A 21,634-nucleotide genomic window follows, 5' to 3' on the forward strand; every position below is an offset into this window, starting at 1 on the left:
CCCGATCTCGAAAGGAATTGAGATCGCGGTTCGCTTTGGTTCAGTCGAGGAGGTCAGCTGTCACTGACCGGCCCAAAAAGTACGGACTGAACGGCAGATGTGCATTCACATTCTGTGGGGCTTTTCAAATATTCAAACCAGGCGAAGTTACTAGAAGGTAGGTTTGCAAAACCAGCCACGGTTTATCTCGGAAGGCCTAGCATTCCGCCGACCGTGTGATCGAAAATGATGTGCCAGTGGGGTTTCCGATGGGGATGAAGCCGTGGGACGGCGACCGCCCGCTTACGCCGCGAATAGTGTTGGAGCGCGAGGATGTTGCGGCGCGCGGGTTGTCGTTCGCCTTCTCCACGGAGCGCATCTCGGCGCCAACGGATTGGTGCAGCTTCAGTGACACGCATCATCTGGTGTACGTATATCGCGGTGGCGCCATGCATTCCATCCAGACCGCGCTGGACTGGGGACCATCGGGCCAGGTGCCGCCGACGGCGGGAGACGTCTGGTGGAAGCCGGCGGGCGTTCAATGTGCGGCGCTGGTCCAAGGCGATGTCGCCGGCATTTGTGAGATTGCCGTCCCGCGCGGGGTGATCGACGACACGGCACTGTTGCCCCGAATCAAGTACCGGGACAGGCTCATTCACCATTTGGTCGAGGAAATTTACAGCGTTGCCGACCGTGACGACGCCATGGCGCGATTACTCACCCACTCGTTGGCTGAAACCACCCGCCTGCTGATTTGCGAGAAGTACACCGCGACGGCACCGAGGAAACCAGGGCATCGGCACCTCGACGCCCAGACTCGTTCCAGGCTCGTCGACTTCCTCAGCGACGGAATGGATTCCGAGATTCATCTGGATGCACTGGCACAGTTGGCGGGGATGCCGGTGCACGCGTTCATCGGCGCGTTCCGGCGGGCCTTTCACACCACGCCGTACCAGTTCCTCCTGGACTTGAGGATCGACCGTGGCAAGATGCTGTTGATGTCCAGCGCGACGAGTATCGCCGAAATTGCCTCATCAGTTGGCTTTTCGACGCCGAACCACTTCGCCACCGCGTTCCGGAAGCGCGTCGGCGTATCGCCCAGTGCGTATCGGAACGCCCGGTGATCGTGACCAGGACACAAAACTGCCCCTTCTCCGCGGAAAAGGGGCAGCTTCGGCTGTTCGCGAGAACAATTACCAGTCGGACTCGTCGAAGGTGACGACACCGCGAATGTTGTTGCCGTCCAACATGTCCTGGTAGCCCTGGTTGATGTCCTCGAGCTTGTAGGTCCGCGTGATCATGTCGTCGATGTTCAGCAGACCGGACTTGTACAGCGCGGCCAGGCGCGGGGTCTCGATGTGCGAGCTGCCGCCACCGAAGATGTTGCCCTTCAACGTCTTCTGCAGCATGGTGAACAGGAACAGGTTGAGCTTGACGTCGGCGTCCATCATCGAGCCCATGCCGGTCACGACGCAGGTGCCGGTCTTGGCCGTCAGGATCATGGCCTCTTCGATGTACTCGCCCTTCATCTCGCCGACGGCGATGATGACCTTGTCGGCCATCAGGCCCCAGGTCAGGTCGATCATCGGCGCGATGGCCTCGGCCATCGACGGGTAGACATGCGTCGCACCGAACTTCATCGCCTGGTCGCGCTTCCACGGATTCGGGTCGATGGCGATGACGTGCTTGGCGCCGGAGATCACCGCACCCTGCAGCGCGCTCATGCCGATGCCGCCGACACCGACGATGGCGACGGTTTCACCGGGCTGGACCTGCGCCACGTTGGTGGCCGAGCCGAAGCCGGTCGGCACGGCGCAACCCATGATGGCCGCGGACTCGAACGGGATGTCCTTGTCGATCTTGACGACGGAATCCTTGTGGACCGTCATGTACGGCGCGAAGGTGCCCAGCAGGTTCATCGCCGCGACCTCTTTGCCGCCGGCGGTGTGGATGCGGTTGGTGCCGTCGGCGATCGACTTGCCACCCAGCAGGACGGCGCCGCGGTCGCACAGCGAGCGGAAGCCCTTCATGCACGGCGGGCAGGAGCCACAGGCCGGGATGAACGCGAGGATGACGTGGTCACCCTCTTCGATGCCGGTGACGTTCTTGCCGACCTTGGTGACGACGCCCGCGCCCTCGTGCCCGCCGAGACAGGGCAGCGGCATCGGGGTCGCGCCCGTGGTCAGGTGGTAGTCGGAGTGGCACATGCCCGCGGCATGCATCTGAATCTGGACTTCGTCGGCAACGGGGTCACCGAGGTCGATCTCCTCGACCTGGAACGGGGAGTTCACTTCCCACAGCAGAGCACCTTTGGTCTTCATGACGAAGATCATAGCCACAAAGTAAGAACACGTTCCAGAATGATGGTATAGAGGCGCCCTGACCTGCGTAGATGATAACTAAGAACCTACTCACCAGTCACTTGCAGACTAGGGTGGCTAGTGCCCTGGGGCCGCGGTTCGTGTGGTCTAACCGCCCGCGAAGTCGGGGCAGAGGTGAGTGGTCGAGGCGCTGACGAACAGCGCGCCCTGATTGAAGGCGTATGCCTTCTCGACGACCGTCATCTCGTCGAGAACCGTCACGCCGCCGCGCAGGTCCTTGCAGACGCCCTGGCCGGCGGCCACCATCTGGTCGGGCGTCTTGCCGGGCAGGGTGGCGCCGTTGATGCTGATCTCCTCCAGGAACGAGCCGGGGCTCGCGGTCGCCGGCGGGGCCGCCAAAACGGCAGAGGCGGCGGTGATCACGGCGGCGCCGAGCAGCACGGTCTTCATGATCGATCCCTTTCGTCAGCAGGTCACGAGGCTGTGCCACTGAACGTATCGGCGATCGACAGGTGGAGATATAAGGGAGATCCCTACCGTTTCGGTGGCCCTCAGAGGTGGGCCGGCAGTCCGAACTTCTCGAACAGCGTCGGGTCCATGAACGCGACGACGTGCGAGATGCCGTCGGGCTTGATGTCCAGCACGTGCAGCTGGAACGCCTCGTGCTGGCCGGTCTCGGCATTGCGCATGTACATGCCCGCGGCGGACTGCCCGTTGGCGGTGGTGGCGACGAACCGCATGTCGCCCGGGTGCTCGGCGGGGCACTTGAAACGGGACAGCTCGACGATGTCCCGCGGGCCGGAGTACCAGGTGTCGAACGGGGGCATCTCCCACACCGAGTCGGCGGTGAACAGCTTGACCAGCGCGTCCATGTCGTAGGACTCGAAGGCGTTGACGTACTTGGCCAGCAGGTCCTTGGCTTCGTCGGACTCCGGAGCGACCAGGACGTCGTCCTGGCTGGGGCCGACGGCATCGAGCTGGGCGCGGGCCCGTTGCAACAGGCTGTTGACGGCCGCGGTGGACGTGCCGACGGCCTCGCCGACCTCGGCGGCCTTCCACTGCAGCACGTCGCGCAGCACCAGCACCGCGCGCTGGCGAGGCGAAAGATGTTGCAGCGCAGCGATGAACGCCAGCCGCACCGACTCGCGTGAGCCGACGATGGTCTGCGGATCACCCGGTGCGTCGTGCACGTCGGGCAGCGGCTCGAGCCAGGCGGTCTCGGTGCGCTCGGTGATCTCGGCCTGCGGGTCGGCCGCCGGCTGGCCCAGCCCCGACGGCAACGGCCGGCGTTGACGGCCTTCCAGTGAGGTCAGGCAGGTGTTGGTGGCGATGCGGTACAGCCAGGTCCGCACCGACGACTTGCCCTCGAAGTTGTCGTAGGCCTTCCAGGCGCGCAGGTAGGTCTCCTGCACCAGGTCCTCGGCGTCGTGCAGAGAACCGGTCATGCGGTAACAGTGGGCCAGCAGCTCGCGCCGGTGCCGTTGGGCGTCGGCCAGGAACGCGTCCCTGGACTGTGCCGGTGTGGCTGCCGCGTCTTCTCTGAGGACACTCACGTGACCCAGGGTACGCAGGGGGTGTGACATCCGGCGGGAGTCGCGGCGGCGACGGACGCGCCGTGGGCCGACCCCAGATATTGTCTCTCCATGGCCACGACCCGCAGCGAACGCAGCTTCGACGGTATCGGTGGCACCAGGATCGTCTACGACGTCTGGGTGCCCGAGACCGATCCGACGGGCGTGGTGGTGCTGTCCCACGGTTTCGGCGAGCACGCCCGTCGCTATGACCATGTCGCGCAACGCTTCGGTGAGGCGGGGTTGATCACCTTCGCTCTCGATCACCGCGGCCATGGCCGCTCGGGTGGCAAGCGCGTGGTGGTCCGTGACATCTCCGAGTACACCGGGGACTTCCATCATCTGGTCGGCCTCGCGACCGCCGAATATCCCGAGCTGCCACGGGTCGTGCTCGGCCACAGCATGGGTGGCGGCATCGTGTTCGCGTACGGCGTCGAGCATCCCGACGACTACAAGCTGATGGTGCTGTCCGGCCCGGCGGTCGACGCTCGTTCCCAGGTCAGCCTGCCGTTGGCGCTGGCGGCGAAGGTGCTGGGTTCCATCCTTCCCGGGTTGCCCGCGGAGAGCCTGCCGTTCGACGCGGTGTCGCGTGATCCCGAGGTGGTCGCGGCCTACAACGCCGACCCGCTCGTGTACCACGGCAAGGTGCCCGCAGGGGTGGGCAAGGCGCTGATCGAGGTCGGCGAGACCATGCCGCAGCGCGCCGCCGCCCTCACCGCGCCGCTGTTGGTGGTGCACGGCGAGGACGACAAGCTGGTCCCGGTGGCCGGCAGCCGCAAGCTGGTGGAGTGCGTCGGCTCGTCCGACGTGGCGCTGAAGGTCTATCCGAAGCTGTACCACGAGGTGTTCAACGAGCCCGAGAAGGCAGTGGTGCTCGACGACGTCGTGAGCTGGATCGAAGTGCGGCTGTGACTGGGGTGCTCGCGTGAAATGGGCTGTGCGCCTGTTGGTTTGGCTGGCGGTGCTGGCGGTGGCGGCGTGCGGTTCGGACAAGCCGGGCGGTGGCAGCGACTGGGTCGATGAGGACGTCAGCTTCGTCGCCGACGGCCTGACCATCCACGGCAGCTACCGCCATGTGCCCGGAGCTGCCGCGGCGCCGTCGGTGTTGCTGATCTCCGAGAGCGGCCAGACCGACCGCAACGGTGACAACGCCGTCGCCGGCAAGGTCGGCAACATGCGGCAGCTCGCCGAGTACCTGTCCGACAAGAAGGTCGACAGCCTGCGGTACGACAAGGTCGGCACCGGCAAGACCGGGCTCGGGCCGCACGCCCAGAACCTGCGTGATGTGGGCAGCGCGGTGTATACCGCCGGCGCCAAGGCGGCCGTGAAGTTCCTGGCCGCGCAGAAGGGCACCGACACCGCGCGCATCTCGGTCTACGGGTTGGGCGAGGGCACCGTCCACGCGCTGGCGCTCGCCACCGACACCGGCCCGGATGCCCCGAAGATCCACTCCCTCGCGCTGCTGCAGCCGCTGGCCGGCCGGTATCTCGATGTCATCACCAACCGCGTGCGCGCCTCGGTCGACGCCGACGTGAAAGCCGGCGCCAAGACCCGGCAACAGGCCGACCAGGTGCTGGCGGACTGGGCAGCGGCCGTCGCGTCGACGCGCGCCACCGGCACGCCGCCGGCCAAACTGCCCGAAGGTCTGAGCGCGATCCTCAACCCCGCCAACGCCAAGGCGGTGCTGGAGGCAGACGCCATCGACCCGCTGGCGCTGGCCGCGAAGCTGCCGAACGGCATGCCGGTGCTGCTGACCTGCTCGGATTCGGACGTTCAGGCCTTCTGCGAGGCGGAGCAGCCGCTGATCGCCGCGCTGGCGCACACCGCGCTCACCGTGGTTCCGCTCAAGGGTGTCAGCCACGTGCTGCGCGACGATCCGACCGACAACGTCGCCAACTACGCGAACAAGGCGCCGCTGTCCCCGCAGCTGACGGGCGCGCTGGACGGCTTCGTCGGCAAGTAGTCACCACGGTTCGGGTTGGGCCGACTCAGGCGGCCGGCGGGGACCAGTGCACCACTTTCATCGCCGTCATCTCATCGAGCAGCTCAGGGCCGAAACCGAATCCGTTGCCGCTGGCGCGGCGCGGTTCGGCCGCACCACCCGGCGCGCCGCCGAACACCGAATTGATCTTCACAGTTCCCACCGGCAGCGCCCGCCAGGCCTCCTGGGCATGTCCCATGTCACCGGTCAACACCGTGGCGGCCAGGCCGTACCGGTCGTCGGCTGCCTCGGCCAGTGCCGTGTCGAAGTCGGGCACGCTGCGCACAGCGGCGACGGGCCCGAAGGTCTCCTCGCTGAACACGAGCATGTCCGGCGTACAGCCGGTCAGAACGGTCGGCGGGTAGAACGTGCCCGGCCCGTCCAGTGGTTCGCCGCCGATGAGTACACGCGCACCGCGCGAGACGGCGTCGGTGACGTGCTGGTGCACGTGAGTGCGGTGCCGCTCGTCGACGAGCGGCCCGATCCGGTGGGACCATTCGCGCGCTTCACCGAGCAGCGCCTCGACGAATGCCTCGAGCTGCGACTCCACCACGTAGATGCGTTCCACTGACACGCAGATCTGGCCGGCGTTGGCAAAGGCGCCCAGCGCTGCCTGCTGGGCGGCCCAGTCGGTCTGCACTCCCGCGTCGACGATCAGCGCGTCGTTGCCGCCGTTTTCCAGCAGTGCCTTGGCACCCCGCTCGGCGCAGGCCCGCGCGATCGACCTGCCGGTGGCGCTACTCCCGACATGCGCGACGACGTCAACCGCCTCGGCCGACGCCAACCGCGCACCCGTCGACCCATCTCCGTCGACGATTTCGAGGACGCCCTCGGGCAGGTGGCCCGCCAGTAGTTCGGCGAACCACCGGCCTGTGCCCGGGCACCGCTCACTCGGCTTGTGCACCACCGTGTTTCCGGTGGCCAGCGCAGCGCCCAGCAAGCCCGCCGCCACGGCCACCGGATCGTTCCACGGTGTCAGCACCGCGACGACTCCCCGCGGCTGCGGAATCATGAGATCGGTTGCGGCCCAATTTCCCTGCAAGCTGTGGCCGCGGTGAAGCGGTCCCAGCTGGGCGTATTGCAGCAGTGTGCCGATGCCGGCTTGTACGCCACCCAACGCATCGGGTGCGGGCTTGCCGGTCTCGCGTTCGTTCAGTTCGGCCAATCCGTCGGCGGCGTCGCGGATCGCAGCCGCCGCGGACTCCAGGCAGGCGGCCCGGTCGGCCGCCGGCGTGCGGGCCCACGCGGGATGGCTTTCGCGGGCCCGTTCGACTGCGCTGTCGCATTCCGGCGGGCCCGCGATCGGCACCCGCGACACGGTGTCGCCGGTGCGGGGATCCAGAACCGTCAATTCCATGGTTTGCACGCAACCTCGCTTACCCCGCCGAGCCCTGATCGAACCCGTCGGGAGCAGGAGGAGGTGTCCAACCTTCAGCGGTGGGTATATCGGCATCACGACCGACGAACAGGACGGACTGCCATGGACAAGGATGATCCCGGCTCCCGGGGCACATACACCGACGCCGACGTCGAGACCGGCGAGGCCAAGCGACCACTCAGTGCCGACGACGAACTTCGCCGCGCCAGCGCCACCGGCCGTGACGAGACGCCCGATGTCGACCAGGAATCGGGCGAAGCGCAGGAGCCGCCCGACTGACGACAGTTGCGGCGACGGCCACGACCCGTCGCGCGCGCGGAAACGTCGTACGCGTCCCATAATGTCGCGAGCATGAGTGACGACAAGATGCTCGCCCGGATCGCGGCGCTGCTGCGGCAGGCCGAGAACACCGACAACCCGCATGAGGCCGAGGCGTTCATGGCGACGGCCCAGCGCCTGGCCACCACGACGTCGATCGATCTGGCGGTGGCCCGGGCGCATTCGGCGACCCGGACCGCGGCCCAGGAGCCGGTGCAGCGCACGGTGACCATCGGGGAGGCAGGTACCCGGGGTCTGCGCACGTTCGTGCAGTTGTTCGTGCTGATCGCGCGGGCCAACGACGTGAAATGCGATATCGCGTCCAACTCGACTTTCGTCTATGCCTACGGGTTCGCCGAGGACATCGACGCCACCCACGCCCTGTATGCCAGCGTGGTGGTGCAGATGGTCAAGTCGTCGGACGCCTACATCTCGACGGGTGCGCACCGGCCGACGCCGACCATCACTGCCCGGCTCAACTTCCAGCTGGCATTCGGCGCCCGCGTCGGGCAGCGGCTGATCGACGCCCGCGAGGAGGCCCGGCAGGCGGCGACCGCCGAACGCGCCGACCAACCGGGGACCGCGCTTGCGTTGCGCAACAAGGACCTTGAGTTGGTGTCGTTCTACAAGAAGACGTCGCAGGCGCGGGGGAGTTGGCGGGCGACGAGTGCGTCGGCCGGCTATTCGTCGGCGGCGCGACGGGCCGGGGACCGGGCCGGGCGCCGGGCGCGGCTGGGGCCGAGCCCCGAACTATCCAGTGCGCGTACGGCTCTGGAGCGATGACCCGGGACGTTCAACGATCCGCGGTGTACGCCGCCGAGCAGTTCGTGCGCACGTTGTTCGACCGCGCCGGGGAACGCGGCAACCGGGCGGTCGAATTCTTCGGGACACAGTTGACGTTGCCGCCCGAGGCGCGCTTCGGGTCCGTCGACGCGGTGCGAAGCTACGTCGACCAGGTGCTGACCATGCCGGCAGTGGCGGCGCGGTGGCCCGATGCCGGCGCGGTGGCCGTGCGGGCGCGGCGAGGCATGACGGCCGCGCACTACGAATCCGGTGACGGCGGCGCGGTCATTGCGGTGCCCGAACGCCAATCCACCTGGGCCCTGAGGGAATTGGTGGTCCTGCACGAGGTGGCGCACCACCTGTCCGCTGCGGTACCGCCGCACGGTCCGGCGTTCACCGCGGCGTTCTGCGAGCTGGCCGACATCGTGATGGGACCGGAGGTGGGCCACGTCCTGCGGGTCGTCTACGCCAAGGAAGGCGTGCGCTAACTACACCCTTTCCCGCGTGCGCTGCCCCCTTTCCCGCGAGCGGCCGTGTTTGTACATGGACACGCCGCGTTCGGTGTGTATTACGCGCACGCTCGCGGCCGGCGAGCGTGCGTTTCCAGTGCTGTCCTAATGCGGCGGACCCAGATACGGGAAGACCTGCAGGGTGTCGGTGTGCGGGCTCAGGCCGGACGGTGGGCAATCGCCCTTGGTCAGCGAGGCCAGCCGGTAGTCGATCACGTCGTCGGTGAACACCCGCCCGTTCGGGTACTTGGCCGGCAGTGATGGGTTGAACGTCAGCATGTCGGGCAGGATGCCCTCAGCGTCGACGGCGGCGACGGCCTCCTCGTCGGTGTAACCGCCCGTGTGCCCCAGCAGGTGGACGAACATCGGCATCCAGCGGTCGCGGTCGTGGACCGGCTCGCTGGCGTTGTACTCCTCCTTGGTGTCGTCGGTGTTGAAGAAGCTGCTGACCGACGGATGCCCGGCCCGGTCGACGTGCAGCAGCGCACCGTCCCGGCGGACGCTGCAGCGGCCCCATATCCGGATGTCGGGCGCGGCTCCCAGGAGCGCGGTCGGCAGCTCCAGGACCATCGAGCACACATTGGCCTGCGTGTTGGAATCCACACCGGTCCAGGGGAATTCGCCACTGAGGTGCAGCGCGGTGAAGTTGCGGCCGCCCCTGATGTCGAACAGGTTCTTGATGCCGTCGAAATCGAAGAAGAAGGCATCGCTGCGGGCCCCGGCGAAGAACCGGTAACCATTGGACTCAGCGATCACCGGCTCCTTGCCGAACGACACTTCGACGCCCTCGAAGATCTTGTCGCCCACGGCTTCCGGTGACTCGGCGGCCTCGCCGGTGGCCAGGTACACATCGACGGTCTGGCGCCCGTCCACCGGCTCGGAGAACACGTAACTGAAGGCGATGTCGTTGCGGAGATCGCCGTCGTTGTCGATGGCGAGGCGGTAGATCGCATCGGGATGCAGGGCGTCGGCGTTCGGGTTGGCGTTGAGGATCAGCACCGTGCGGGCCGGGTCGGCCGGCGATTGGAAGGCGTACAGATCGCAGAGGTCCAGGCGCTGGTCGCCCAGCGGCGGGCCGAGGCTGAGGCCCGTGAAGTGATTTGACATAGCCGTCATTCAAGTGGCCGACGGGCCGCGCTGACGGCGAATCGGTCAATCTGGGCACCGGATTTTCGCGCGCTAGCCTGGGGCCATGACGCAACCCGAGCCGCAGGCAGTCGACGAGATGTTCAACCGGGTGTTGCACACCGAGGACGAGGCGCTGGCCGCCGCGCGCCAGTCCGCGGTGACGGCGGGCATGCCGGCCATCGAGGTCTCGGCGCAGCACGGAAAGCTGTTGTCGCTGTTGGCGACCATCAGCGGCGCCACCCGGGTGCTGGAGATCGGCACGCTGGCGGGCTACAGCACCATCAACCTCGCCCGCGGTATCGGAGCGGAGGGCCGCGTGACGACGTTGGAGTACTCCCCGGAACATGCCGCAGTCGCCCGGACCAACTTCGAGCGGGCCGGTGTCGCGGACCGCGTCGAGGTGCTGGTCGGCGCGGCGCTCGACACGTTGCCGCAGCTGGCGGAGCGGGGCGAGCAGTTCGACTTCTTCTTCATCGACGCGGACAAGGAGAACAACAGTGCCTACGTCGACTGGGCGGTGCGGCTGGCGGCGCCGGGCGCGGTGATCGTCGTCGACAACGTCACGCGCATGGGCCGGGTGCTCGATCCGGCCGCCGACGACCTGCAGGCGCAAGGTGTGCGCAACATGCTGGAGCTGGTGGGCAATCATCCGCGCCTGGAGGCCGCCGCCATCCAGACCGTCGGCGCCAAGGGCTGGGACGGTTTCGCAGTGGCGCGGGTGGCGACGTAGTGCTGCGCGTCGCCGCGGCGGGACTCGTGTTGGCCGTCGGCATGGCACCGACAGCCTGGGCTGACCCGACGGCACTGCCGGAGGTGCCGGTCTCGCCGGGAACGACGTTCGTCGACGATCCGGCGATCGTCGACCCCCACCCGCTGGCGGCGGAGTCCTGGAGCCGGCTGGACCCCGAACCTGCTGTGGCGCTGAATATTTCGCTCGGATCGCCGGACTGCTACGGAGTGCACGCCACGGTCCAGGAGACCGACCAGGCCGTGACGGTCACCTTGACGGCCGGCCGCAGGTCCGATCGCGAACGCATGGTCTGCACCATGATGATCATGCCGGGCAAGATCGTGGTGCCGTTGGCCAATCCTGTCGGGGCTCGGGCGGTGCTGACGGCCGAGTAGGCCCGCAACTCGAATTTGACGCAGCCGCTGATTCCCGGTGTTACGTTTCGGTGGGGCGTCGAGGCGTGAGGAGTTGCGGTGACAGCTTTGGCCGAGGTCCGACATTTTCGCCGCGGTGACGCGAGCTATGACGAGGCACGCTGCGCGACGGTGTGGAATGCGCTTGTGCCGCAGCGCTTTCCGGACGTCATCGTGCAGGCGTCGTGCACTGCCGATGTGGTGGTGGCAGTCCGCTACGCCCGCGCGAACAAGTTGGCCGTCGGTATCCGATCCGGCGGGCACAGTTGGTCGGCCAACCACCTGCGCGACGGCGGCCTGCTGCTCGACGTGAGCCGGCTCGATACGTGCCGGGTGGATCGCGACGCGATGACCGCCGTCGTCGGGCCCGGAAAAGGTGGCAGCGTGCTGGCCGCCGAACTGGAGCAGCAGGGCCTGTTCTTCCCGTCGGGACACTGCCGTGGCGTGCGACTCGGCGGGTATCTGCTGCAGGGCGGCTACGGGTGGAACAGCCGCGTGCTGGGGCCGGCGTGCGAAAGCGTGCTGGCGCTCGACGTGGTCACCGCCGATGGTGAGCAGATTCGGTGCGACGCCGAGCATCACTCCGATTTGTATTGGGCGGCACGGGGATCCGGCCCGGGATTCTTCGGCGTCGTGACGGCGTTCCACCTACGCCTCTATCCGCAGCCGTCGGTCTGCGGCAGCAGCCTGTACGTCTACCCTTTCGAGGCCGCCGACGAGATCTATACGTGGGCCCGCGCGATCAGCGCCGACGTGGACCGCCGGGTGGAGCTGCAGATCGTCGCTTCGCGGGCCATGCCGAGCTCGGGTCTGGATACGCCGGGCATCGTGCTGGCCTCCCCAGTGTTCGCCGACAGCGACGACGAAGCGAAAGCTGCAGTCGCACTGCTGGATACGTGTCCGGCGCGGCCCCATGCCCTGATGGCCGTGCCGTTCGCACCGACGAATCTGCCCACCTGGTACGACGCCGTGATGAGCAACTATCTCAGCGACCACCGCTACGCCGCGGACAACATGTGGACGTCGGCGTCGACGGCCGAGTTGTTGCCGGGCGTGCGCAACATCCTCGAGACCATGCCACCGCATCCGTCGCATTTCCTGTGGCTGAACTGGGGGCCGTCGCCCGCCCGTCAGGACATGGCCTACAGCCTGGAAGACGAGGTGTACCTGGCGCTCTACGCCGGCTGGCAGGACGCAGCCGATGACGAAAAATACGGCGATTGGGCCCGATCGAACATGGCGGCGATGTCCCACCTGGCCACCGGGATACAGCTGGCCGACGAGAACCTCGGTGCCCGGCCGGCCCGGTTCGCCACCGACGCGGCCATGGCGCGACTGGATGCGGTGCGCGCACAATATGACCCGGAGGGTCGCTTCTACGCCTGGATGGGACGGACATGAGCTACCTGGGTTACCGCGGTGACGACGCGGACACACCGTTCGGCAGGTTCTTCAATCCGGAGATGGCGGCGCTGCCACGCCATGTGGTGGAGGCGCTCGAGCACGGGCCGCAGGCCGGCCCGGTGCTGCCGGACTTCGACGAACCGCTCGCCGCCGACGGTTATCAGCAGACCGAGAACGGCTACGGCACCCTGTCGGACGGCGGGTACACCGTTGCCGTGCGCACCGACATGCCGGGCGTGACGCCGCAGATGTGGGACTGGTGGTTCGGCTGGCACGGCTGCGACGCGCGCCGCTACAAGCTGTGGCATCCGCGGGCGCATGTATCGGCGCAGTGGCGCGACGGCCGTGACGACGTGGCCTATGTCGGTCGGACCTCGCTGGTCGAGGAGTATCTCGGCTCGGCGCTCAGTTCGGTGGCGATCCAGTTCGTCGACCCCGAGTCACAAGGGCACGCGGGGCTGGCCATCGTCGCCCGCCTCGGCTCGCCGGACATCCCGGTCGACATCGGTTGGCTTGTTCATCAGGTGCGGCCGACACCCGACGGCGCCGAGATGCGCTCCCGATTCTGGATGGGCGGGCAGCACGTCAGCTTCCGTGCCGGTAAGTCGTTGGCGGACCATGCTTTTCGGGTTCTTGCCGCGCGTCAGCTGCCGCACCCGCAGGATCTGCTGGTGCACTGCGCGCAGGAGATGAACCACCTGGCCGGCTTCTTGCCGGAGCTCCACGCGCAGTTCGGTTAGCCCGCGAGCGAGGAGTCTCCGCAGTCCGAGTGGCTGACGCCACTCTCGATTAACTATCACTTAGGCTACGATCGTGGAATGAATGATAGTTCTGCCATCGGTCGTCACCGTCCTGCCTGGGTGCGTCGCACGCTGATCGCATGGGGTTGTGTCGTCGCGGTCGTGGTTCCGGCGGGCGGCTGGGTGCTGTACGCCAACGACTTCGCCATTCGCGAGCAGCGCGTCACCATCCCTGCGCCGGCGCAGCCCCTTGACGGTGTGCTGGCCCTGCCCAAGACGGGGAAGGGACCGTTCGGCCTGGTGGTGTTCGTGCACGGCGACGGGCCCGCCGATGCCAGCCGCGACGCGTTCTACCGGCCCATCTGGGAGTCCTTCGCCGAGGCCGGCTATGCGTCGTTGTCGTGGAACAAGCCCGGCGTCGACGGCGCGCCCGGCAACTGGCTGAACCAGAGCCTGGCCGACCGGGCCGACGAGACGAGCGCCGCGATCGACTGGGCCCGCACCCGGGCCGACATCGATCCGCACCGCATCGGCATCTGGGCCATCAGTCAGGGCGGCTGGGTGGCGCCCGAGGTGGCAGTGCGCAAACCCGACCTGCAGTTCATGATTCTCGTTGGGCCGGCGATCAATTGGATGCGGCAGGGTGAGTACAACCTGCGGGCCGAGCTGCGGGCACGCGCGGCGCCGCAGTCGGAACTGGCAGCGGCCCTGGCCCGACGGGAGCGGACGAATCAGCTGCTGCGCAATGGCGCGACCTATCACGAGTACCGCATGGCGGACATCGACGCGTCGCCGATGTCCGCGGACCGCTGGGGATTCGTCGCGCGAAACTACCGTGCGGACGTCAGCGCGACGTTGCCGCGTCTCGCGGTCCCGGTGCTGCTGGAGCTCGGCGAGGACGACCGGAACGTCGACGTGGCCGAAACCGAACGCGTCTATCGCGCGCTGGTGCGACCCGATCTGCTCACGGTCCAGACCTATCCCCACGCTTCGCACAGCCTCGCCAAGGAGGACCTGGAAAGCAATCCTGACAGCGTAAAAGCCTATGTGATAGGAACTTTCGCGCCCCGGCAGATCTATGCGCCCAGCTACCTCGACAATCTGCGGCGCTACGTTCAGGAACTGCCCGCCGCCAAGGAGGCCCGATGAGGATCCTCGCGTTGGGTGGCCCCGGCGCGATGGGTGCCGTAGCTGTCCGGCTCGCCGCGCGGCTGCCCGGGGTCGACGAGATCGTCATCGCCGACCGGGACGGTGCCGCCGCACACCGCCTGTGCGGACAACTCGCCGAGGCGCCGGTGCGGGTCAGTGCCGCCCAGGTTGACGTCACGGATGAGGTGGCCCTGTGCCGGCTCCTGGACCAGGCGGATCTCGTCGTCAACACCGTCGGGCCGTACTACCGCTTCGGAGTCCCGGTGCTGCGCGCCGCGATCGCGACGGGCACGCACTACGTCGACATCTGCGACGACTGGGAACCGACGGTGCAGATGCTCGAACTCGACGAAACCGCCCGTGCCGCAGACGTTTGCGCTGTCATCGGAATGGGGGCCAGCCCGGGTGTGAGCAACCTGCTCGTCGCCACGGCGGCCGCCGAACTCGACACGGTGCGCGACGCCTACACCGCATGGCCGGTCGACGTGTCCGGGACGGGCGGCGATGGGGGCGAGGTGCTGTTGGGCCCAGACGGCCGGCCGTCGGCCGCGGCCGTGCACTGGATGCTGCAGAGCAGCGGCAAAATCTGCACCGTCCGGGGTGGACAGCTGACGTTCGAGCGTCCGCTGCGCGCGGTCGGGTTGACCCTGCCGGGTGGCCGTCGCGGCACCGCGTACACGGTGGGCCATCCCGAGCCCATCACGTTGCGGCGCACGCTCGGACTCACCGGCGAGGCCGTCAACCTCATGGTGATGCGGCCGCAGACCCTGGCCTACCTCGATGTGCTGCGTCGCGACACCGACCGGCGCCGACTGACCCACGAGACGGCAGCACTGCAGTTCGCGAAACCGAACCTGTTGCACTACTTACGATCTGTGCCGTTGTCGTGGCGAAGCAAAGGTCCGGGCACGCTACCGCCGTTCTTCGCCGCGGTGTCCGGCACCCGCGCCGGACGCGACCGCACGGTGCTGACCCACCTCGACCTGTCCGGGAGCGCGGCTGGATTGTTCGGGGACATGGCCCGGGCCACGGGCATCCCGCTGGTGTTGGGGCTGGCGCAGATCGTCGACGGCACCGCGCGGCGCCCGGGAGTGCACCCGCCCGACGCCGTCATCGACGCGCCGCGATTCTTCGCCGACCTGGCTAACCAACTCGATCAGCCCGACGGCCGGCCGCTCGTCATCGTCGAACAGGACGAGCGTGCCTAGACTTGGGTGCCCCGCGCGTCGTACCGCCGGCACAAGGAGCTGACCGTTGGACGCACCCATCGAAGTGCCGACCCGCACTCTCGTCGAGAGCATGCTGCGGGACGACGCCACCATCGACGCCGGTGCGCTGTACGACGTCGCGGGCGAACTCGGGATGACGGACCAGCAGGTGCGGTTGTGCATCAAGCGACTGGTCGCCGACGGGCAGTTCGTCCAAGACGGACGCGGGCGGAAAGCGGTGCTGCGGGCGACCGATGAGCTGCGCAGCAGCATCACCCCGGACCTCGACTACCTCCGGCTCATGTACGCCCAGGACCGGGGCGACGCCCCGTGGGACGGGCGCTGGCACGTCGTGGCGTTCGCCGTTCCGGAGTCGATCCGGTCGGCGCGTGACGCCATGCGTGACGCGATCGTGCGCCTCGGTGGCGCCGCGATTCAAGGTGGTCTGTACGTCTCCCCGAACGACTGGGACAGCGAGATAGCTGCCGCGGCAGAACAATTGGCGATCACCGATCACGTCACCACGCTCACGACCGCGGATTTGGCCGTCGGAGGCACCGATGAGCCGCGAGCCGTCGCGGGCCTCCTGTGGCCCCTGGACGACATCGCCGAACGTCACCGGCGACTGCTCTCCGTCGCCGAACGCGCACTGTCCGCCTTGCCGGGCGCCGCCCCGACCGCGCAGCTCACCACTGCCATCGAGCTGGCCGCCGAATTCAGTCGCGCGCTCGAGCCCGACCCGCTGCTGCCGCCAGAGTTGTTGCCACAGCCGTGGATCGGCGTCGCAGCCCGCGCGAAGGTCGCGGAATGCTGGGCAGAACTGCTCAAAAGCGATGCCCCGCAACGCATCAAGCTGTTTCAGTGGTACTCGGAAGTGGTGTCCGAAGTCGCGGCGCGCAGCAGTTCCGCCGCCTCCGTCTGATAGGCGTGCTCGGCCCACTGCAACGGCGTCGAGCCGAACCGTCCGTCGGTGATGGACGGTTCGGCGCCCGCCTCCAGCAGCCGCCGGATCAGCGACAGATCGCCCTCCCACGCGGCGTGGTGCAGCGGCGTCGCGCCCTCATCGTCACGGGCGTTGGGATCATCCGGAAAGGTCGGCGCGACGAGTTCGACGCCCGACACGTCGATGCCGTGCCGGGCGAGCAGGTCGAGACGATCACGGAACCCGTGCTCGGCGGCCCAGCGAATCTGCCGCTGCCACAGCTGCTCTCGGGTCTCCATCGCCTCGCCCAGCCGTCGCTCCCACGGGCTGGGCCCGGCGTCGGCGAGACCGTGGGCGAACAGCAGCTCCAGGTGCGAATCGTCCGGGCGGAACATCCGGTTGTAGAGCGTCTGCTGATCAAGCGGATGGGCCCCGCGGCGCAGGAGCAGCGTCGCGAGCTCGGTGGCATGCGGATGCCGGGGCTGCCGTCGCGGCCCTTGCTCGCCTTCGCCGAACACCCCTGTCAACAGCGTGAACGGCGTCGACATGCCGCACCACAGGTAACCGCCGTTCGGATCGGCTCCGGCGTCGAGCAGGAGCGTCGCGGCGGCCAGGACGTCATTTATGCTGCGGCCCAAGGGAATCCGCGAGTAGCAGAGGTACATCATGGGCACCCAGCCGAACGGACCGCCGCCGGTGCCGGCCAGTGTCGGGCGACGGGCGAGATGCTCCGCGAGCGCGACCGGATCACTGGCCGCGGCCGCGGCCCAGACACTGCGGGAAACCACATCAGGTTCGGCGGCGAGCAGCTCGACAGCGGACTGCCGGCGCGGCGGGGCGTCGGATTCGTCGTACCGCAACACCGCCCACGAACAGAACCGGTCAGCGGGGTCGAGGGCGTTTTCGTCGACGGCGCCCGGGTCGACGCTCAGATCCGCGGCCAGCCGCAGGTAGTGCACCAGTGCGGGCCAGCCGGTGAAGCCATACCGACGGGCGACGGCGAGCTGGGCGGCGTGTAGCGCGATGCCGTTCGCCCGCTGCAGCGTGCGTGCTTCGACGCGCAGTTTGTCCAGGGACGGATTGGTGGGCAGTGTGCTGGCCATGACGGCCTCCTCTCATGCGCCCGCGTCCGCGAATCGGGCCGAGAAGAGGTCGGTCACAAGGTGAAGCAATCAGCAGGGAGGCTGAGCCTCTTCGAGCGGACGTCGGGCGGTCCTGCGCGCCCGACCTCACGCTATCACCGAGCCCGCCCACCGGGTGTTTTGTGCACGATTTTCCGCGCCTACCGCGGAAAATCGTGCACAAATCCCGGCTAGGTGCAGACGGCGCCGACGGCGGCGGACTGGACCAGCTTGGTGTACTTGGCCAGCACGCCGGTCTTGTAGCGCGGCGGCAGCGGCTCGAAACCTTCACGGCGCGAAGCCAATTCGGCCTCGTCGACGAGCAGGTCCAGCTTGCCGTTGGCGACGTCGAGGCGGATGCGGTCACCGTCGCGCACGAACGCGATGGGGCCGCCGTCGACGGCCTCCGGCGCGATGTGCCCGACGCACAGGCCCGTCGTCCCACCCGAGAAGCGGCCGTCGGTCATCAGCAGCACGTCCTTGCCCAGGCCGGCGCCCTTGATGGCGCCGGTGATGGCCAGCATCTCGCGCATACCCGGGCCGCCCTTGGGGCCCTCATAGCGGATGACGACGACGTCGCCGTGCGTGATGGTGCCGTCCTCCAGCGCGTCGAGGGCGGCCCGCTCGCGCTCGAAAACCCTTGCGGTGCCCTCGAAAACGTCGGACTCGAAGCCGGCCGACTTCACGACGGCGCCCTCGGGGGCCAGCGAGCCGTGCAGGATGGTGATGCCGCCCGTCGGGTGGATCGGGTTGTTCATCGCGCGCAGCACCTTGCCGTCCGGGTCGGGCGGCGCGATGTGGGCGAGGTTCTCGGCCATGGTCTTGCCGGTGACGGTGAGGCAATCACCGTGCAGCAGACCGGCATCCAGCAGGGCGCGCATGACGACGGGCACGCCGCCGATCTCGTCGACGTCCTTCATCACGTGGCGGCCGAAGGGTTTCACGTCGGCCAGGTGCGGCACCTTGTTGCCGATGCGGGTGAAGTCGGCGAGGGTCAGTTCGACCTCGGCCTCGCGGGCGATGGCCAGCAGGTGCAGCACCGCGTTGGTGGAGCCGCCGAACGCCATGACGACGGCGATGGCGTTCTCGAACGCCTCCTTGGTCAGGATGTCGCGCGCGGTGATGCCGCGGCGCAGCATCTCGACGACGGCCTCGCCGGACTTGCGGGCGAACTCGTCGCGGCGCTTGTCGATGGCGACGGGAGAAGCGCTGCCCGGCAACGACATACCGAGGGCCTCGGCCGCCGACGCCATGGTGTTGGCGGTGTACATACCGCCACAGGCGCCCTCGCCCGGACAGATGGCGCGTTCGATGATGTCGACGTCCTCGCGGGACATCAGCCCGCGGGCGCACGCACCGACCGCCTCGAAGGCGTCGATGATGGTGACTTCCTTCTCGGTGCCGTCGGTCAGCTTCGCGACGCCCGGCATGATCGAGCCGTTGTAGAAGAAGACGCTCGCGAGATTCAGCCGGGCGGCCGCCATCAGCATGCCGGGGATCGACTTGTCGCAACCGGCGAGCAGCACCGAGCCGTCCAGGCGCTCGGCCTGCATGACCGTCTCGACGCTGTCGGCGATGACCTCGCGCGACACCAGCGAGAAGTGCATGCCCTCATGGCCCATCGAGATGCCGTCGGAGACGGAGATGGTGCCGAACTCCAGCGGGTAACCGCCGGCGGCGTGCACGCCCTCCTTGACCGACTGCGCCAGCCGCTGCAGCGACATGTTGCAGGGGGTGATCTCGTTCCACGACGACCCGACGCCGATCTGCGGCTTGCCCCAGTCGTCGTCACCCATGCCTACCGCGCGCAGCATGCCGCGGGCTGCGGTTTTCTCGAGACCGTCGGTGACGTCGCGACTGCGGGGCTTGATATCGGGCTGATCAGCAGACATGCAGGTAAGTATGCCCGCCGCCACCAAGCGAAATTGCATTGGATACCCCTAAGGGGTATGCGGTACGCTGGGGTTATGACGGCAGACGAGTCGGACGTTGCGGTGGCGGGTCACCCTGAGGCCCAACACGGCTATTCGCCGAACAAGGACAACTACGCCAAGCGGCTGCGGCGCGTCGAGGGACAGGTCCGCGGCATCGCCAAGATGATCGACGAGGACAAGTACTGCATCGATGTGTTGACGCAGATCAGCGCGGTGAACAGCGCGCTGCAGTCGGTCGCGCTGGCGCTGCTCGATGAGCACCTGGGGCACTGCGTGAGCCACGCGGTGGCTGTCGGCGGCGACGAGGCCGAGCAGAAGCTGGCCGAGGCCTCCGCGGCGATCGCGCGGCTCGTCCGGTCCTGACGCAATGTGACTCCACGAGCGTTGTCATGGAGTCATTTGCGATGGCGCCGCTGTCAGGGGCACATTGTGATCGCGCCGTCTCCTAGTGCCCGGCGACGACGTCCGACTCGTCGACCGTGACCGGTTGATCGGCGCCGGGTAACCGCGAGTACGCGGCGCACACCAGGCCGAAGAACAGATAGCCCAGGGCGACCTGTGGATTGGCCGCCCACGCCACCTCGGGTGCGTGGATCAGACCGATGAAGGACAACGCCGCACCGACGACCGACGCAATGGCCGCGTAGAGGAACTTCTTCTCCAGGATGAAGGTCACCATGGTGCCCAGGATCAGGCCGACCAGCACCGCGCCCTCGCCGAGCGTCTGGAGCCCCTGGTAGACCACGCCCGCGCCGTTGAGTTTGTCCAGACCCACCGCCGCGGCCGACGTGCCGGCGGCGTTGAGCGCGTTGTCGACGAGGCCGCCGGCCCATTGCGCGAGGTTGGGCAGCAGCGCCGCGACGACAGCGACGGCATGCAGGCGCGGCACGGCCTGGAAGGCCTGCGCGCCGATCAGCAGACCGATGTAGAGCAGGATCGGCACGATCGCGGGCACCGGCAACAGCGCGTCGAGCACGCCGAACAGGCCCAGGAAGCAGAAGGCCCCGATCAGCACGCCACTGGCCAGCGAATACCCGGCGCGGCCGCCGGCGTCCTTCCAGCCGGGGTGGCCGATGTAGACGGCAGGCGGGAACGGAGAGCCGAAGGCCGAGCCGATCACCGCGCCCGCGCCGTCGGCCAGCAGCACGCTGCGCAGGTTGTAGTTGTCGCCGGCGGCGGCCGCGCTCTCCACGTTGCTCATCGCCTCGGTGAAGTTGTAGACGCCGAGCGGTATGGCGGTCCCCAGCAGCGGGGCCAGATGCGACAGGCCCGAGAGCAGCATGCCGATCCGCAGATCGGGGAGTCCGATCGCGATGTCGGACACCGCCTTGGCGACATCGGGTGCGGACATGAACCCGCCGATCCAGCCGATGGCGGTACCGACGAGCAGTGCGGCCAGTCCGGTCGGGATGCCGAACGGCAGCTTCACGTCGGTGAAGAACCCGATCAGGATGATCGCCAGCACCGGCAGCCCGATCCAGGCCGCCTCCCACATCTGGGCCGCCGGCCGCATCGAGATGAAGGTGATGGAGATGCCGGCCAGCGTCCCGAGCATGGCCGCCCGCGGTGTCAGTTCGCGGATGTAGGGGCCGACGAACGCGCCGATCATCACGATGATGCCGATCATGAAGGCCCACGCCAGCCCCGCCTGCCAGGCCTGCATCGCATCCTTGGTGTGCAGGTAGACCGGCAGCATCACCACGAACACCACGATGAACATGTGCGGCACGCTCGGGCCGTACGGCAAAGCCGTGACGTCCGTGCGGTTTTCGCGCCGCGCGAGGCGGCGGGCCAGGAATGTGTAGTAGAGGTTGCCGAGGATCAGCGCCACCCCGAGCGCGGGCAGGATGGTGCCGAGTACGTCACCGGCGGGGACCTTGACGACGCCGATCATGAGACCCGTCAGCGTCAGGACGTTGACCAGGATGTTGAACCCCAGCCCGAAGAACGCGTTGGTGTCGCCGCGCGTCCACCACGGTAGGGACAGGGCCGGTTTGGGGGTGCCGGCGGCCGGGGGATCGGAGACGTCGGTGGACATGGGCAGG

The 21,634-nt window shown here is 67.9% G+C and carries 22 protein-coding genes; 14 read left to right on the forward strand and 8 right to left on the reverse strand.

Annotated features, from left to right (window positions below; translation table 11 throughout):
• Positions 1–215: 215 nt before the first annotated feature.
• The gene (locus tag ACJH6H_RS09930; RefSeq protein ID WP_231388117.1) at positions 216–1,103 is read left to right on the forward strand and encodes an AraC family transcriptional regulator; all 888 of its coding nucleotides are present in this window, start codon (positions 216–218) and stop codon (positions 1,101–1,103) included.
• 69 nt (positions 1,104–1,172) lie between these two features.
• On the opposite strand, the gene ACJH6H_RS09935 is transcribed toward ACJH6H_RS09930, so the two are convergent.
• From ACJH6H_RS09935 to ACJH6H_RS09945, 3 genes are all read right to left on the reverse strand, one after another.
• A complete protein-coding gene (locus ACJH6H_RS09935; RefSeq protein ID WP_212807908.1) occupies positions 1,173–2,300 on the reverse strand; it encodes an NDMA-dependent alcohol dehydrogenase in 1,128 nt (375 codons plus the stop codon).
• A gap of 147 nt (positions 2,301–2,447) precedes the next feature.
• Entirely contained in the window at positions 2,448–2,750 is a 303-nt protein-coding gene (locus ACJH6H_RS09940; protein ID WP_212807909.1) for a DUF732 domain-containing protein, read from the reverse strand.
• Positions 2,751–2,851: 101 nt separating this feature from the next.
• On the reverse strand, positions 2,852–3,883 hold the full coding sequence (locus ACJH6H_RS09945) for a sigma-70 family RNA polymerase sigma factor (protein WP_212807910.1): 1,032 nt from the start codon (positions 3,881–3,883) through the stop codon (positions 2,852–2,854).
• 60 nt (positions 3,884–3,943) lie between these two features.
• Here ACJH6H_RS09945 and ACJH6H_RS09950 point away from each other — a divergent pair, with 60 nt between their 5' ends.
• Both ACJH6H_RS09950 and ACJH6H_RS09955 read left to right on the forward strand, forming a co-directional pair.
• Entirely contained in the window at positions 3,944–4,783 is an 840-nt protein-coding gene (locus ACJH6H_RS09950; RefSeq protein ID WP_318984821.1) for an alpha/beta hydrolase, read from the forward strand.
• Positions 4,784–4,796: 13 nt separating this feature from the next.
• Complete coding sequence (locus ACJH6H_RS09955) at positions 4,797–5,834, forward strand: hypothetical protein (RefSeq protein WP_212807912.1); 1,038 nt, start codon at positions 4,797–4,799, stop codon at positions 5,832–5,834.
• A gap of 25 nt (positions 5,835–5,859) precedes the next feature.
• Here ACJH6H_RS09955 and ACJH6H_RS09960 read toward each other — a convergent pair whose 3' ends face one another.
• A complete protein-coding gene (locus ACJH6H_RS09960; protein WP_212807913.1) occupies positions 5,860–7,209 on the reverse strand; it encodes an aldehyde dehydrogenase in 1,350 nt (449 codons plus the stop codon).
• Between the two features lie 123 nt (positions 7,210–7,332).
• Between ACJH6H_RS09960 and ACJH6H_RS09965 the strand changes: the two genes are divergently transcribed.
• From ACJH6H_RS09965 to ACJH6H_RS09975, 3 genes are all read left to right on the forward strand, one after another.
• Positions 7,333–7,509, forward strand: coding sequence for a hypothetical protein (locus ACJH6H_RS09965; RefSeq protein ID WP_212807914.1), 177 nt, complete (start codon positions 7,333–7,335; stop codon positions 7,507–7,509).
• A gap of 72 nt (positions 7,510–7,581) precedes the next feature.
• On the forward strand, positions 7,582–8,331 hold the full coding sequence (locus tag ACJH6H_RS09970) for a DUF2786 domain-containing protein (RefSeq protein WP_212807915.1): 750 nt from the start codon (positions 7,582–7,584) through the stop codon (positions 8,329–8,331).
• The gene (locus ACJH6H_RS09975) at positions 8,328–8,819 is read left to right on the forward strand and encodes a TIGR04338 family metallohydrolase (protein ID WP_212807916.1); all 492 of its coding nucleotides are present in this window, start codon (positions 8,328–8,330) and stop codon (positions 8,817–8,819) included. Before ACJH6H_RS09970 ends, ACJH6H_RS09975 begins: the two co-directional genes overlap by 4 nt.
• Before the next feature lie 126 nt (positions 8,820–8,945).
• On the opposite strand, the gene ACJH6H_RS09980 is transcribed toward ACJH6H_RS09975, so the two are convergent.
• On the reverse strand, positions 8,946–9,947 hold the full coding sequence (locus ACJH6H_RS09980; RefSeq protein ID WP_212807917.1) for a DUF4331 family protein: 1,002 nt from the start codon (positions 9,945–9,947) through the stop codon (positions 8,946–8,948).
• Between the two features lie 85 nt (positions 9,948–10,032).
• Between ACJH6H_RS09980 and ACJH6H_RS09985 the strand changes: the two genes are divergently transcribed.
• From ACJH6H_RS09985 to ACJH6H_RS10015, 7 genes are all read left to right on the forward strand, one after another.
• On the forward strand, positions 10,033–10,698 hold the full coding sequence (locus ACJH6H_RS09985; RefSeq protein ID WP_212807918.1) for an O-methyltransferase: 666 nt from the start codon (positions 10,033–10,035) through the stop codon (positions 10,696–10,698).
• Entirely contained in the window at positions 10,698–11,093 is a 396-nt protein-coding gene (locus ACJH6H_RS09990; protein WP_212807919.1) for a hypothetical protein, read from the forward strand. Before ACJH6H_RS09985 ends, ACJH6H_RS09990 begins: the two co-directional genes overlap by 1 nt.
• Positions 11,094–11,171: 78 nt before the next feature.
• Positions 11,172–12,512 (forward strand): FAD-binding oxidoreductase, encoded by a 1,341-nt coding sequence (locus ACJH6H_RS09995; protein WP_212807920.1) that lies wholly within the window; start codon positions 11,172–11,174, stop codon positions 12,510–12,512.
• Entirely contained in the window at positions 12,509–13,255 is a 747-nt protein-coding gene (locus tag ACJH6H_RS10000; RefSeq protein ID WP_212807921.1) for a DAPG hydrolase family protein, read from the forward strand. The genes ACJH6H_RS09995 and ACJH6H_RS10000 overlap by 4 nt, the downstream gene beginning before the upstream one ends.
• 78 nt (positions 13,256–13,333) lie before the next feature.
• A complete protein-coding gene (locus tag ACJH6H_RS10005) occupies positions 13,334–14,404 on the forward strand; it encodes a S9 family peptidase (protein ID WP_212807922.1) in 1,071 nt (356 codons plus the stop codon).
• Entirely contained in the window at positions 14,401–15,612 is a 1,212-nt protein-coding gene (locus tag ACJH6H_RS10010; RefSeq protein WP_212807923.1) for a saccharopine dehydrogenase family protein, read from the forward strand. Before ACJH6H_RS10005 ends, ACJH6H_RS10010 begins: the two co-directional genes overlap by 4 nt.
• A gap of 91 nt (positions 15,613–15,703) precedes the next feature.
• Entirely contained in the window at positions 15,704–16,534 is an 831-nt protein-coding gene (locus ACJH6H_RS10015; protein ID WP_212814464.1) for a PaaX family transcriptional regulator C-terminal domain-containing protein, read from the forward strand.
• On the opposite strand, the gene ACJH6H_RS10020 is transcribed toward ACJH6H_RS10015, so the two are convergent.
• Positions 16,471–17,637 carry an ankyrin repeat domain-containing protein gene (locus ACJH6H_RS10020; RefSeq protein WP_318984820.1) on the reverse strand — a complete coding sequence of 389 codons (1,167 nt, stop codon included), beginning with the start codon at positions 17,635–17,637 and terminating at the stop codon, positions 16,471–16,473. The genes ACJH6H_RS10015 and ACJH6H_RS10020 overlap by 64 nt on opposite strands.
• Before the next feature lie 209 nt (positions 17,638–17,846).
• Positions 17,847–19,547 carry a dihydroxy-acid dehydratase gene (gene ilvD / locus ACJH6H_RS10025; RefSeq protein WP_212807924.1) on the reverse strand — a complete coding sequence of 567 codons (1,701 nt, stop codon included), beginning with the start codon at positions 19,545–19,547 and terminating at the stop codon, positions 17,847–17,849.
• Positions 19,548–19,622: 75 nt separating this feature from the next.
• On the opposite strand from ilvD, the gene ACJH6H_RS10030 reads away from it, so the two are divergent.
• A complete protein-coding gene (locus ACJH6H_RS10030) occupies positions 19,623–19,952 on the forward strand; it encodes a metal-sensitive transcriptional regulator (protein ID WP_212807925.1) in 330 nt (109 codons plus the stop codon).
• An 82-nt stretch (positions 19,953–20,034) separates the two neighbouring features.
• Here the strand turns inward: ACJH6H_RS10030 and ACJH6H_RS10035 are convergent, their stop codons facing one another.
• Positions 20,035–21,627: a regulator gene (locus ACJH6H_RS10035; RefSeq protein ID WP_318984819.1), complete on the reverse strand. Its 1,593-nt coding sequence runs from the start codon at positions 21,625–21,627 to the stop codon at positions 20,035–20,037.
• Positions 21,628–21,634: the final 7 nt, after the last annotated feature.

The sequence above is a fragment of the Mycobacterium sp. SMC-21 genome, from assembly GCF_045310825.1.
In the GTDB taxonomy this organism is placed as follows: domain Bacteria; phylum Actinomycetota; class Actinomycetes; order Mycobacteriales; family Mycobacteriaceae; genus Mycobacterium.